Annotated in this window: 9 protein-coding genes; 8 read left to right on the forward strand and 1 reads right to left on the reverse strand. The window is 45.5% G+C overall.

The features are described 5' to 3' along the window. Window positions 1–24 precede the first annotated feature (24 nt). A complete protein-coding gene (locus GWR56_RS15240) occupies window positions 25–1275 on the forward strand; it encodes a DUF3179 domain-containing (seleno)protein (RefSeq protein WP_162432083.1) in 1251 nt (416 codons plus the stop codon). A 182-nt stretch (window positions 1276–1457) separates the two neighbouring features. On the opposite strand, the gene GWR56_RS15245 is transcribed toward GWR56_RS15240, so the two are convergent. After that, window positions 1458–2297, reverse strand: a complete 840-nt coding sequence (locus GWR56_RS15245) for a universal stress protein (RefSeq protein WP_162432084.1) — start codon at window positions 2295–2297, stop codon at window positions 1458–1460. A 197-nt stretch (window positions 2298–2494) separates the two neighbouring features. On the opposite strand from GWR56_RS15245, the gene GWR56_RS15250 reads away from it, so the two are divergent. From GWR56_RS15250 to GWR56_RS15280, 7 genes are all read left to right on the forward strand, one after another. Then, window positions 2495–3763, forward strand: a complete 1269-nt coding sequence (locus tag GWR56_RS15250; protein WP_162432085.1) for an NRAMP family divalent metal transporter — start codon at window positions 2495–2497, stop codon at window positions 3761–3763. A 259-nt stretch (window positions 3764–4022) separates the two neighbouring features. Next, on the forward strand, window positions 4023–4379 hold the full coding sequence (locus GWR56_RS15255) for a hypothetical protein (protein ID WP_162432086.1): 357 nt from the start codon (window positions 4023–4025) through the stop codon (window positions 4377–4379). Window positions 4380–4384: 5 nt separating this feature from the next. Then, window positions 4385–5113 (forward strand): ImuA family protein, encoded by a 729-nt coding sequence (locus tag GWR56_RS15260; protein ID WP_162432087.1) that lies wholly within the window; start codon window positions 4385–4387, stop codon window positions 5111–5113. 18 nt (window positions 5114–5131) lie between these two features. After that, on the forward strand, window positions 5132–6613 hold the full coding sequence (locus GWR56_RS15265; protein ID WP_238395245.1) for a DNA polymerase Y family protein: 1482 nt from the start codon (window positions 5132–5134) through the stop codon (window positions 6611–6613). Between the two features lie 11 nt (window positions 6614–6624). Further along, window positions 6625–9819 carry an error-prone DNA polymerase gene (locus tag GWR56_RS15270; protein WP_162432088.1) on the forward strand — a complete coding sequence of 1065 codons (3195 nt, stop codon included), beginning with the start codon at window positions 6625–6627 and terminating at the stop codon, window positions 9817–9819. A 343-nt stretch (window positions 9820–10162) separates the two neighbouring features. Beyond that, window positions 10163–11188 (forward strand): LacI family DNA-binding transcriptional regulator, encoded by a 1026-nt coding sequence (locus GWR56_RS15275; protein WP_162432089.1) that lies wholly within the window; start codon window positions 10163–10165, stop codon window positions 11186–11188. 443 nt (window positions 11189–11631) lie between these two features. After that, window positions 11632–14604, forward strand: coding sequence for a TonB-dependent receptor (locus GWR56_RS15280; protein ID WP_162432090.1), 2973 nt, complete (start codon window positions 11632–11634; stop codon window positions 14602–14604). Window positions 14605–14607 lie beyond the last annotated feature (3 nt).

The raw sequence follows: 14607 nt of genomic DNA on the forward strand, positions 1-14607 counted from the left end.
TATTGTAACTATATTATGATATTAATGCATCAAGAACCCGCAGCTGCGTTACAGCAAAATAACGTAGAAGAAACCGCTAAGGGGCGTCGTAACAAATCGTACCTTTTTTGGGCAGGTTTTATATTTTTATTACTGCCCGGCCTGGTTCATGCTTATTTACTAATGCCATTTCCGGGGAGCCAGAATTTAAACGCTATTACCGTATCTTATTATCTTGAAAAAATAGTTCTCCCTATTCGGATTTTGGGTGGTTTCTTAATTGTTTGGTATGCGATCTTTTACTTTAAAAATAACACTACCCGTAATAAAATTAGCAAAGCCACCATTTTAGGGCTCGGTCTTGTAAGCTTTTACTTTACCGACTTTAAATTTAGTGCCGAGCGTATGTTTGAAGAGCCACAGAGCGTTAAGTTTGCAAATTTTGTTAATAACAGCGTGCCCGAAAGCGCTGTGATCATTGGTGTAGTCAGCAATGGCGTAGCCAAAGCATACCCGTTAATTTATTTGGGTTATCACCATAAAATACAGGATAATGTGGGCGGCCAGCCTGTGTTGGTTACCTACTGTACCATGTGCCGCAGCGGCAGGGTATATAACCCTGTTATTAACGGCAAAAGGCAAACTTTTAGATTAGTAGGAGCAAGGCATTATAATGCTGTTATTGAAGATGATGCCACAAAAACGTGGTGGTACCAGGCTAATGGCAAGGCAGCGGTTGGCCGGCTGAAAGGCAGCCGGTTGCAGGAGCTACCATACGAACAATCTACATTGGCAGCATGGATCAATAAGCATCCCGGCTCGCTAATACTGCAGCCGGACCATCATTATACGGATGGCTATAACGAACTTAAAAATTACGACAGGTTGCAAGCTGTAGATAAAGACAGCACATTAAAGAATAAAGACTCGCTTATGCGGAAGAGTTGGGTGGTTGGCCTGGTTGTAAACGGGCAGGCAAAAGCTTACGATTGGCGGCGCTTGTTTAAGAAGCAGCTTTTGAACGATGATTTTAACCAGGCCAACCTGTTGCTGATATTAGAAAAGGATAGTGTTACCTACCACAGCTTTAACAGATCTGTAAATGGCAAAGTATTGCATTTTGACCTTAATAAATCAGGGCAGCTAACCGACAAGGAAACGGCTTCATTATGGGATTGGGATGGCCTATCAACATCTGGCGTCCTCAAGGGGAACCGGCTAACCAAAGTGCAATCATATCAGGAATACTGGCATTCATGGAGGCAATTTCATCCCAATACATCTTTCTGGGAATAACGATGACGCTCAACCAAACTTTGTTTACAACATAATGTCTCGAATGAGTTACTACGCGAAATAAATCCCTTGCCCGTTTCCCCGAAGCGGCCCAATGCTGCAACTGATGTGATGTCAGATGCGTTGTATCGAATCCAAAGTGTTACGCATTGGCACATCCTGCTTGTAAGTACTCGTCAGCACTAATCAGCCACTTTAGGGAAAGTTAATAAAGGTATCTTGCTTTCAAAGGAAGAATTTTTAGCATTCGACGAAGAAATCAACTTATCTGTAAGGGACCTGTGCTGGCGGGTAAATAAAACAAGTATATCTGGCTTAACTTTTTTTAACACCGTGCCTATATCGTCCAAAAGGGTGTTCGAGACTTCCCTTTCCGTGGTCAAAATATCAATATCGTAATTGAGCCGCTTTTTCAGAGATGGTGATACGATGTCCGGGTCCAGCGTAAACTCGTAAGACTGCCTGATATGCAAAAGCCGGATCATTGCACCGATCGGCCTGGCAAATGCCACCACCTGTTTTAGTTCGCGTTCGTAGTCGGTAATATCACTTGCATACAGAATTTTATGAAGCGGCCGGAGGCGGTAATTGCTGGGTACCGCAAGCACTGGTACCGGCGACTTACCGATAAGCTTGCTGGTGTGTGTGCCAAACAATTTTTTGATATTCCCTGCTCCCCGCGTAGCAATGCAAATGAACGAACAATTGTTTTCCAGGGCATAACTGATAATTCCTTCCGTAGTGTTGATATCGCTCACAAGTACCAATTTATAGGATACGGACGGGTCTCCGGCCTCATGCAAAATGCGTTTGAAAAACGAGGATAATTCCTTGAAAGTTTTCTTTTTATACTCAGCACTATATACATCAAATGCCAATGGGGTCCAGTTAAAGGGCTTTATTAAATAATATACGTATAAAATGTCCAGTTCCGCGCCTCTGGCTACAGCCTGCTTAATGGCTAACCGTACAGCAGACTTCGAGTTTGAAGACATATCAGTTGTTACAAGTATCTTTTCCATGGCTCTAAGTTCCTTTTTTCCAGGTTCACATACCGTGACACCAATCAGAATGTAAAATGACAAAGATCATCCTTGTATTACGCTTAATGCCGGTTCTTTAAGTGCACGGTAGTGGTGTGATACACCATGCCCGTTTTATCAACCCAAATGTATTTGTTTACGATCAAACCTTCCCTTATCTTTAAATGCCCACGCAAATGAATAAATCGAATAAGTATGTACGAAAACTGACCGCCGGGTTAAAAACCTTAGGCCCCGGATTGGTGACGGGGGCAAGTGATGACGATCCTTCGGGTATTGCCACCTATTCCCAGGTTGGCGCTCAGTTTGGATTTACTGCACTCTGGACAGCGTTGGTCACGTTTCCGCTCATGGCCGCCATTCAGGAAATGTGCGCGCGCATCGGGTTGGTAACCACAAAAGGCTTGACCTCGACACTCCGGAATCATTACCCTAAATGGATACTCTGGGTAATGATCCTGTTTTCATTCCCTGCGATCATTTTAAATATCGGCGCAGATATTGCCGGTATGGGGGCGGCCGCTAACCTGATTGTGCCGGCGGTACCGGCATTTGCTTTCAGTATAGTTTTTACGGTGCTTATTTTGGTATCTATTATCATCTTTCCCTATCAAAAGGTTGCAGGCATACTCAAATGGTTTTGCATCAGCCTGCTGGTTTATATAGCTGTCCCGTTTTTCACTGATGTGAACTGGCCGCTCGTGTTCAGGTCGACAATTATCCCTCATGTTAACTGGAGTAAAGATTATGTTAATGCACTTGTAGCTATATTGGGTACCACCATTTCGCCCTACCTGTTTTTTTGGCAGGCCACCATGGAAGCCGAAGATGTGCAACAGCGTGGCGCAACGTTAATGGTTGATAAACGGATGATCACTAAAATGCGAAAAGACGTTGATTTGGGCATGCTTTTTTCAAACGTGGTTATGTTTTTCATCATCCTTACCTGTGGCAGCGTGCTTTATCCTCACGGTATTCACCAGATAGAAACGGTAGAACAAGCGGCCACCGCCCTACGGCCCATTGCCGGCGATAAAGCTTACTGGCTGTTTGCAACTGGTATTATTGGTACAGGTTTCCTTGCCATCCCGGTACTTAGCGGGTCGTTATCTTATATGTTTGCGGAAACCTTCAACTGGAAGCAGGGGCTTGACAAGAAATTTTTCCAGGCAAAGCCATTTTATGGGGTCATCATTGTTTCGTTGCTGATTGGCGTGCTGCTTAATCTTATCGGCATCAATCCTGTTGAAGGCCTGCTTTATGCTGCTATACTTTATGGTCTTACAGCGCCGGTCATCGTTTTGGTTGTCCTGCATATCAGTAACAACAGATCGGTAATGGGGCCGTATGTTAACGGGCGTTGGTCTAACATGCTGGGCGGACTAACCTTTATACTAATGGCTGCCGCAGCGGTAGCCATGTTGTACCTGCAGTTTACTTCATGAGCCATTTGTTCCCTGCTGCCGGAGAAGGCGCGTATGGTTTAAGAGATCCGTCACTCACCTTCTTATTAAATATAGTTTATCACGGTATGCTTTCCGTCTTTGGTTACGAGTTGCTAAAGCAGTTTTGTTCGTGTTTTAATTCCGCTTAGTATGCCGGTACGGCTGCTGTCTTAAATCGCTTTCCATACCCAATGCAAAAAATTATAAACATTTTATTATTTGCTAATATTTTTAGTATTATGTTTGTAGTGATTTTGCTATGCGGAGATTTAATATTGATATTGAACTGCCCCGGTACCTTGCACGGATACAGATGGACGATGTATCGTCCGTAAGCCGGTCCATGCTTAAAACGCTGCAATTCGATATTGATATTTTAACCTTAATTATACCTGTTGAAGGCAGGTGTTATGGCTATCATAAACCCGAACCAGGTTTTTATTTTAGTTATGTTGAGGTTGGGCGGCCTCGCAAAGGCTGCGGCTGTAAGTACCACAGCGCATTTCCAATAAAAATAAGTGCTTTTGATAACAATATAGATAACCATTCGGTGTATATCCTGCCGGCCTATCCCGGTCTGTCCGCCGCGCAGATCCGCGCATCAATGTTAAACTAAAAAAGATGGCACCGGCACACCAACATATCATCCAGCGCCTGCAGCGGCAGATTTTGCAGTGGGAAGGCTATAAGCCCCCTGAGATGGGCAGAAAGGATACCCTTGGTTTGGGCCCGCTCGAAAGTGCCTTTCCTAATGGTGTGTTCCCAAAATGCAGCGTACATGAATTGATTTGCGCTAATACAGAACAGGCTGCTGCCACCGGCGGGCTGGTTACCGGTATTATTTCGCTGCTAATGCAGCAGGGCGGCGTATGTATATGGATTGCCCGTTCCCGTCGCTTATTTCCCCCCGCCCTGAAAACATTTGGTGTCGCTCCGCACCAGGTCATCTTTATCAGCCTGCAAAACGATGCTGATACCCTTTGGGTAACCGAAGAAGCCCTGAAATGCCCCGGCCTTACCGCTGTTGTTTGCGAACTGCAGAATATGGATTTCAAACAATCGCAGCGCTTTCAGCGTGCTGTAGAGCATAGCAGGGTTACCGGCTTTGTACTGCGCAACGCTAAAGGCAACCTTAGTTCTACGGCGTGCGCAGCACGCTGGCAGATCAGGCCACTGCCCAGCGCCCTTCCGCAAGGCTTGCCGGGCCTTGGCTTTTTACGGTGGCAGGCAGACTTGCTTAAAGTGCGTAACGGGCATACAGGCAGCTGGATACTACAATGGATGGACGGTGGCTTTATTAATGTACCATCGCAGGCCCCGCAAATCAGAGAAGAAAGGAAGGTAGGTTGAATGATGCAAAAGCGCTTTATGGCGATTTGGTTCCGGCATTTGATGACGGACGGTATGGCGCGGCGGCGTCCCGATCTTAAAGAACTGCCTTTTGTTATTGCCTCATCCCAAAAAAACCGCATCATCATTACCGCCGCAAGCCAAAATGCTGAAAGGGAAGGCGTTTTTACCGGTATGGCCGTTGCCGATGCCCGCGCGGCAACCGCTGACCTGGTAGTCATGGATGAACTGCCCGGGCAAACCGCGAACCTCCTGCACCTGCTTGGCCTTGGTTGTATACGATATACGCCTATAGTAAGCCTCGACTTTCCAAACGGCCTGTTCCTTGATATTTCCGGTTGCACTTACCTTTGGGGCGGCGAACGCAATTACCTCAAAGAAATCGTCCTTAAGCTCCGGGAAAACGGTTTTGATGCAAGGGCCGCAATTGCCGATACTATAGGTGCTGCCTGGGCGGTGGCCCGGTTTGCAAAAATCAACCCCATTGTGCCCTGCCGGGAGCAAGCCAATGCTATTGCCAGCCTGCCCCCTGCAGCCCTGCGCCTCGAACCCGAAGTTCTTGACCGCCTACAAAAACTCGGGTTCCGCACTATAGCGCCTTTACTGCAATTACAAAATTCCGTACTGCGCCGCCGCTTTGGGCAGGGGTTGCTTAACCGTATCGGGCAAGCCCTTGGGCATGTAGAGGAATTTCTTAAACCTTTGCAACCACCGGTACCTTATACCGAACGGCTTCCTTGCCTTGAACCCATTTGTACCGCCCAGGGCATAGAAATAGCTGTTGAAAGGCTGCTCGAAACGCTCTGCACACGCTTGAAAGCCGAAGGTAAAGGCGTTCGGAAGGCCATTCTTAAATGCTACCGAATAGATGGTAAAAAAGTACAGGCCGCTATAAGTACTACCAGGGGTTCGCACAGTATATCGCACCTTAAAAAGCTATTTCAGTTACAGATCAGCAAGATAGAGCCCGCATTAGGCATAGAGCTATTTATACTTGAAGCTACGCGTACCGAGGATATGGAAGCCCCGCAGGAACAATTATGGGCCGAAGCCAAAGGCCTGGAGGATATTGCGCTGGCCGAACTTCTTGACCGGATTGCCGGCAAGGTAGGGGCTGATGCTATACAGCGATTCCTGCCTTCAGAAAACCACTGGCCCGAACGTTCGGTAAAGCTCGCCAAATGTTTAACCGAGCAGCCCCAAAACCACTGGCCCGAACTGCCCAGACCGATACGCTTGTTGCACACACCCGAACCTATTGAAGTTATGGCGCTCGTACCAGACCACCCGCCCAAAGTATTTACTTACAAAAATAAACGACACATCATCGTCAAAGCCGATGGCCCCGAACGCATTGGGCGCGAGTGGTGGCACGACCAGGGCCTGCACCGCGATTATTACAGCATAGAAGACAGTGAAGGCAACCGCTATTGGGTATTCCGTTCGGGGCACTATGACGGCAGCGACGCCCGATGGTACCTGCATGGCTATTTTGCATGAAAAGATAACCTATGGATTACGCAGAATTACAAACGACGTCTAATTTCAGCTTCCTGCGCGGCGGGGCACATCCTCATGAACTTGTTGCTCAGGCAGTAGCGCTCGGTTACTCAGCCATTGCCATTACCGACCGTAATTCAATGGCTGGCATTGTACGCGCCCATATGGAAGCAAAACAACTTGAATTAAAGTTTATACCCGCCTGCCGCCTTGACCTTACCGACGGAACGAGCCTGCTGGCTTATCCTACCGACCATCAGGCTTACGCACGTTTATCGGCTTTGCTTACCCTCGGTAACCTTAGAACCGAAAAGGGGCAATGTGAACTTAGAAAAGCAGATGTTTACAGCCACAAACAAGGGATGATTTTTGCGGCTGTACCCCCCGAACGCCTTAATTGCCAGTTTCGGTTCGAAGACTCGTTTCTGAGCGATCTGGCCGAATACAAACAGCAATTTGGCCAATCACTTTACCTGGCAGCTTCTTTTCATTACCAGGGCCAGGATGCAAAGCGACTGTTTCGCCTGCAGGAAACAGGTATTCCCTTAATTGCTACCTGCGATGCGTATTACCATATACCCGAACGCCGCGAATTGCAGGATGTGTTAACCTGCATCCGCGAAAAATGCACCATCCATACCGCAGGCTATCGCTTGCATGCTAATGCCGAGCGCTGCCTCAAGTCTAAAAAAGAAATTTACCGCCTTTTCCGGCAATATCCCCAAGCGATAGCCAACGCCAATTTCATAGCCAAAAATTGTAGCTTTTCGCTTGACGAGCTCAAATACCTTGAACCCGAAGAAAAATCTGTGGGGGGTATGAGTTCGCAGCAGCGCCTGGCCAGTTTAACCTGGGAAGGTGCAAAAGAACGTTTTGGAGACCCCGTACCCGAAAAGCATAAAAAGCAGATAGCGTTCGAGCTCGATTTTATTGAAAGACGCAAACTTGCATGGTATTTTTTACGCGTATACCGTTATACGCAGCAGGCCGAAGACTGGGGCATATTGCACCAGGGCCGGGGATCTGCCGCAAATTCTACCGTTTGCTTTTGCCTGGGCATTACCGCCGTTAACCCTGCCAAATCGCGCCTGTTGTTTTCCCGCTTCATGTCTGATGCCCGGGACGAATGGCCTGATATTGATGTGGATTTTGAACACGAGCGCAGGGAAGAGATCATCCAGTTCATCTATAACGATTACGGCCGTCACCGTGCTGCTATCGTGGCTACTGTTACTCAGGAAAGACATAAAGGGGCCATCCGCGACGTAGGCAAGGCCATGGGCCTTTCAGAAGATACCATCAAAAGAATAGGGGCCACCATCTGGGATTTTTATGAAGAAGGATTTGATGAAAAACGCTTAAGGGAACAAGGCCTTAATCCCCACGATCCGCTAATCCACAAAGTACTTGAACTCACCTGCCAGCTTATTGGTTTTCCCCGCCAGCTTGGCCAGCATACCGGCGGCTTCGTGATCACTGAAGGTAACTTATCTGACCTTTGCCCCGTGCTTAACGCCCGCATGGAGAATCGCACACAAGTAGAATGGAATAAAGACGACCTGGAAGATCTGGGTATCCTGAAAGTAGACGTACTCGGCCTTGGCATGCTCACCATGATCCGCAAAGCGTTTGATATGGTGCTTAAATATTACGGCAAACAGCTTACCCTGGCTAACGTCCCGCAGGATGATAGCGAAGTGTATGAAATGATCTGCCGGGCCGATACCATCGGCGTTTTCCAGATCGAAAGCCGTGCGCAAATGTCTATGCTGCCCCGCCTAAAGCCTAAAGAGTTTTACGACCTGGTGATCGAGGTAGCCATTGTACGCCCAGGCCCCATACAGGGCGATATGGTGCACCCATACCTCAGAAGAAGAAACAACGAAGAATTGCCTGAATATCCCAAACCCGAACTGGAAGAAATACTGAAACGTACGCTCGGCGTACCGCTTTTTCAAGAACAGGCCATGGAAATAGCCATCGTTGCTGCCGATTTTACTCCTGCTGAAGCCGACCAGCTAAGAAGGAGTATGGCATCCTTTAAAGCCAATGGTAAACTGCATATTTATGAAAAGAAGCTGGTAGATGGTATGACCAAAAGAGGGTACGAAGAAGAGTTTGCAAAACGTATCTTTAAACAGCTCCAGGGTTTTGAAGGGTATGGCTTTCCCGAAAGTCATGCTGCCAGTTTTGCCTTGCTTGTTTACATCTCGTCCTGGTTAAAATATCATTATCCTGATGTATTCTGTGCTGCCTTGTTAAACAGCCAGCCTATGGGCTTTTACCAGCCCGCACAGATTGTTCAGGATGCCAGGAACCATGGTGTACAGGTACTGCCCATAGATGTTAACTATTCTGAATGGGATAACACCCTGGAACTAAAAGGGAATGGCAAATATGCCGTTCGCCTCGGTTTCCGCCAATCCAAGGGGCTCAGGGAAGAGGATATGCTTACCCTCACCGCCATGCGTAACCAGGGATATGTACATATCGATCAGTTACGTGCCGCAGGTGTTCCGGAGGCCGCTCTCGAAAAGCTGGCAGCCGCCGATGCCTTCCGCTCTATGGGTGCTGACCGGCGTACAGCCCTTTGGGAAGTTTCGGCGCTTGCCGACCGGCCCATCGGCCTCTTTGATGGCCAGTTATCCGAAACCACTCTGGAAGAAAACATACCGCTGCCGCTGATGACAAAAGGCGAGCATGTTGTGCAGGATTACATCACCACCGGCCTGTCACTTAAAGATCATCCTGTTGGTTTGATCAGAAACGAACTAACCAGGTTTCAAAACATCCGGATAAGCGATATCCAACGCTATAAAGATGGCGATTTTGTCCGCCTTGCCGGCCTTATTACCGTTCGCCAGCGCCCTGGCACAGCAAAAGGCGTATTATTTATGACCATGGAGGACGAGACCGGCTCGGCCAACCTTGTGGTATGGCAGCAGCTTTTTGACCGATACCGTAAAGAGATCGTCCAGTCTAAACTTCTTATGGTTTTTGGCAAATTGCAGATCGCCAACGGTGTTACCCATCTTGTTGTCCGCCAGTGTTTCAACCTCACCCCATTGCTCAACACTTTAAACCAGGCCGGCGGCGATCCCTTACCACAAACACTCGCTAAAGGGGATGAGACCACTAAACCCCATGATTATGATAAACGTTCGACCCCGGAGGGCGCATTTCACAAAGGCAGGAATTTCCATTGACCACGTTATAAAATAAGCCCAACAGCCTCTTTAAGAATAAAGATTAAGGCTTTTTGCCCAAAACGATATTCCTTTTACTACCTTTAAGTCAGCGTACGGCCCACTGGTTAACGCTGAAAATAGTTTGCACATACTGTATCAATGCTGCCTTAATTTGCGTAAAAGCCACGGTTGATAATATATCTGAACTTTTTAATAAAGAAATGGCGGCCCTTTTTTAATATTGCAGATATTATACAACAGGCGCTTCCGGGATATAATAACGCCAGGATGGGGCACTTAAGGCGCAATCACAGCGCTATATAATAATATTATTATAAGATAGATAGGGTTTTCAAACTAAATGGATAGCATAAACATTAAGAAATTAGCCGAGGCCTTAAATTTATCTACATCTACAATTTCCAGGGCGTTCCGAGACAACAAGGAGATTAGTGTAAGTACAAAGGAACGCATCTTATTAAAAGCTAAGGAGCTAAATTACCAGCCTAATCACTACGCCAGTAACTTACGCGAGCAAAAAAGTAAAACCATTGCAGTTATTGTTCCCGAATTGGCCAATAACTACTTTTCGCAGGCCATTCATGGTATCGAAAGGATTGCCCGGGAAAACGGGTATCATATTTTGATCTACGTGACTGATGACGATTATAAAAAGGAAGTCAATTTCATCCGTCACCTGCATAATGGCCGGGCTGATGGTATTATTATGTCGGTTTCCGGCGAGGCGAATGACCACAATTACTTGAACGATTTTGGCGATAAAAGGCTGCCATTGGTGTTTTTCGACAGGATATACGATGATATTGAAACGCCGCGTGTAATTACCAATGACTACGACAGCAGCTTTTCGGCAACCGAGCATTTAATACAGCAGGGATGTAAGCGTATTGCTTATTTAGTGGTAAACAAAAGTTTATCTATTGGTAAAACGCGTATGCAGGGCTATATTAATGCGCTGCAAAAACACCACATAGCGTTTAACGAAGACCTTGTAATTGATTGCAGTAACGATTATGAAGAAAATAGCGGCATTATTAAAAATGCTTTAATCCAGTTTAAGCCCGATGGTATATTCGCCTCCGTGGAGCGTCTTGCGTTTGCCACTTATTATGCCTGCCAGGACCTGAACATTAAGATCCCTGATGACGTAAAGGTGATCAGCTTCTCGAGCCTTGAGATAGCGCCCCTGCTTAATCCTTCTTTAACAACTATTACCCAACCCGCAAGTGAGATAGGGATGGAGGCCGCACAAATGTTGTTCAGGATATTGAATGCCGAAACCGGAAAAAATAGCACCCGCGAACTGGTTCTTCAGTCAAAAATTATCGAGCGCAGATCCACCGCGTTGTCGTCAAAAACCACCTGAAAAAAGCGGTAAATTATTCAAATTTTTTTGAGTTTTTTCAAATTTTTCCAAAGGTCTTTTTCGGGAATTTTTTTGACCACTTAGTGTAAAATACGCAGAATTTCGGCAAAATTTCGGGAACGTTCCCGAAAAATCGCTCAGAATTTCAGTCGAATCTCGGGAACGTTCCCGAAAAATGTGTTTAAAATGTACTTAGTGTAAATTATACGTTAATATAACAATATTGTAATCCATATTAACTTGATAATAAGTAGTTTAAGTAATAAAGCTTGATAACTTAGGTCGTTTTTTTATATCGCTTTTTACCAGCAAATACTTAAAGATGGTGGCCAAAAAAAATTATTTTTTAAATAAATTTTGAAATATAATTTACCGCCGTAAATTAAGCCTTCGTGTAAATCACAAAATTTCAAACCAATTTTTATACTTAACCAAGTACCCACATGAAAGTATTTTACCTGCTAAAACAGGGGCTTTTAATGCTACTTATTTTTGCGGCATTAACAGTACAAGCACAAACCGGATCCGTGTCTGGAAAAGTGCTTGATGAAACCGGTCAGCCCTTACCCGGGGCCACCATTTTAATAAAAGGAACAACCAGGAGCATCGCAACCGATGTGAACGGTAATTTCACCCTTACCAACGTTTCGGGAGGTTCTGTTACCTTATCCGCAAGCTTTGTTGGTTTTACAACTTTAGATAAAACCGTGAGTGTTGCCGGTAACACTACCGTTAATTTTCAGTTGTTGCCTGATGCACAAAAACTAAACGAGGTTGTAGTTATCGGTTACGGTAGCGCCGAAAAGAAAAACCTCACGGGCTCTATCACTACGGTATCTTCAAAAGATTTCCAGAAAGGTACCATCACCACCCCTGAGCAATTGATACAGGGTAAGGTAGCCGGCGTAAACATTGTATCAAACAGTGGCGCGCCTGGGTCGGGTAGTGTTATCCGTATCCGCGGTGGGGCGTCTTTAAACGCCAGTAACGACCCACTGATCGTTGTGGATGGTGTGCCATTCAGCGGTAATTCAATTGGCAACGCGCCGAGCCCGCTATCATTGATTAACCCGAACGATATCGAAACCTTTACTGTTTTAAAGGATGCCAATGCAACTGCTATTTACGGTTCAAGGGCATCAAACGGGGTAGTGCTTATTACTACTAAAAAAGCCGGTTCAGGTGCCGCAGTTATTAATTTCAGCACAAATAACTCTATTGCTACCGTTGCCAGAAAAGTAAATGTGCTTTCGGCGGGGCAAATCAGGGATTATGTAAATAACCAGCCAAACGCCACTTATAACGATGGTAAAAAATACAGCGACCTGTTAGGTTCATCTAATACCGACTGGCAAGACGAAATTTACCAGCCCGCATTTTCAACAGATAACAACTTAAGTATCGCAGGTTCTGTTAAAGGAATCCCATACCGTGTATCGTTTGGTTACCTTAACCAGGAAGGTGTACTGATAACCAGCAAACTGAGAAGGGGAACGGGTGCTATCACGCTTTCGCCGAAATTTTTTACTAATCACTTAAAGGTTGACCTGAGTGTGAAAGGGTCGCTAAGCAGTTCGCAATATCCTAATGATAATGCGATAGGTAACGCTATCCAGTTTGACCCAACCCAACCTGTTAATGCCGATAACGCATTTGGTAATTACTACGAATGGATTGCAGGAGCTGTACCTAACCCTAACGCGCCGCGTAACCCTGTTGGTTTAATAAAACTACAAAACAACCATGGTAACGCGCAAAGGAGCTTTGGCAATGCCCGGTTAGATTATTCTTTCCATTTCCTGCCCGAATTGCATGCTAACTTAAACGTAGGTTACGATATATCTAAAGGATATGGCGGAACATTTATTCCGGAGTATGCTGCCCAAAGCTATTCAACAAAAGGATCATCAACTAAACGGAAAAATACCGAGACCAATAAATTTTCGGAGTTTTACCTGAACTATGCGCATGATGTGGCCAGCATAAAAAGCCGTTTTGATGTAACCGCCGGTTACGGGTATTATGATGATGCAACCACCGATTTTTATTATAACTCTTACAATGCTTTAGGTGATGTTTTAACCACACCGGTTTTCCCATTTGCTGTGCAGCAGAATAAGTTATTATCGTACTACGGCAGGTTTACCTATACTTATAACGATAAGTATATATTACAGGGTACCATGCGTGCGGATGCTTCGTCAAAATTCTCAGCTGATAACCGTTGGGGTTACTTCCCCTCGGTTGGTTTTACGTGGAGGGCCATCAGCGAGGATTTCCTGAAAGATAGTAAAGTTCTCTCTGACCTTAAATTAAGGTTAAGCTACGGTGAAACCGGTAACAAGGATGGTATAGGCAACTACGATTATCTTTCAAAATACTATGCTAACACTAACCAGGGCCAGTACCAAATAGGCGATGAGTTTTATAACTATTACAGCCCTGCCGCTTACGACCCTGATTTGCGTTGGGAAACTACTACCACCTACAACGCCGGTTTAGATTACGGTATTTTAAACGGCAAACTGTACGGAAGTGTTGATGTGTATTATAAAAAAACCAAAGATCTTTTAAGCACTATTAACATACCGGTGGGTATAAACTTCAGCAACCTATTGACAACAAACGTTGGTAATATGGAGGTAAGGGGTGTAGAAGGAAGCCTGAACTATGTAGCTATCCGAAACAAGGATATTACCTGGAACTTAGGCTTTAACATTGCTTATAATAAACGAAAAGTAACCAACCTTACGTTGAACCCCGATCCGGGATCAAAAGTAGGAGCGGGCGATATTGCCGGTGGTACAGGTGTTACGCTTAAATACAACGCTGTTAACCAGGTACCGGGTTCGTTCTTTGTGTACCAACAAGTTTACGACGACAATGGCAAGCCACTGGAAGGCGTTTATGCCGACCGCGACAACAATGGTGTGATCAATACGGCCGATCAGTACTTTTATAAAGCACCAGACCCAAATATTACAATGGGCTTTAATACCGCCTTTACCTATAAAAAATGGACAGTTAGCACCGTGCTGAGGGCCAATTTAGGTAATTACGTTTATGATAACGTTTCGTCGAACTTTGGTATCCGCTCAAATATTTTAAGCCCAAGCGGTTTAATAAATAACGCAGGCACAGATATCCTGTTCACTAACTTCCAAAACAACCAGTACATGAGCGATTATTATGTCAAAAACGCGTCGTTCTTAAAAATGGATAATTTTGGTGTATCGTACGATTTTGGAAGAATCATTAAATCGAGCAAAACAAACTTGAGGGTATCGGCCAACTGCCAGAACGTTTTTGTGGTGAGCAATTACAAAGGGCTTGATCCTGAACTGGTATCTGGTATCGATTACAATTTATACCCAAGGCCGCGTACATTCACTTTAGGTTTAAATGTTAGTTTTTAATAA

It is taken from the genome of Mucilaginibacter sp. 14171R-50 (assembly GCF_010093045.1).
Lineage (GTDB): Bacteria > Bacteroidota > Bacteroidia > Sphingobacteriales > Sphingobacteriaceae > Mucilaginibacter.